This is a genomic window from Paenibacillus pasadenensis (assembly GCF_023715725.1).
GTDB classification, from domain to species: Bacteria; Bacillota; Bacilli; order Paenibacillales; family Paenibacillaceae; genus Paenibacillus_O; species Paenibacillus_O pasadenensis_A.
This window is the reverse complement of record NZ_JAMBOT010000082.1, coordinates 1-302: the sequence shown is the minus strand read 5'-3', so window position 1 is coordinate 302 and position 302 is coordinate 1. Positions and strand designations below refer to the sequence as shown.

The following is a 302-nucleotide window of genomic DNA, read 5'->3' as shown; positions in this document are numbered from 1 at the left end:
GCTTGGCGACGTCCTACTCTCCCAGGACCCTGCGGTCCAAGTACCATCGGCGCTGGAAGGCTTAACGGTCGTGTTCGGGATGGGTACGCGTGGTTCCCTTCCGCCATCGCCACCAAACGATGAAGCGCTAGGCTTTTCTCAGCTCATCCTAGCGGATAGCTGCGAAAACCTATACTTGAAAGAGACTTGCTCTTTCAAAACTGACAACGAGTGAGTGACAAGCCGGTTTTGAAACCCGAAGGTTTCTGTTGAGGCATCTGGCGATGCCTCGAATTTGAATGCTTCCGTTGCAGGAAGCGATT

Annotated in this window: 1 rRNA gene; it reads right to left on the bottom strand. The window is 53.3% G+C overall.

Features of this window, described 5'->3' with window-relative positions:
* A 5S ribosomal RNA gene (gene rrf / locus M3223_RS24090) occupies nucleotides 1-117 on the bottom strand.
* Nucleotides 118-302: the final 185 nt, after the last annotated feature.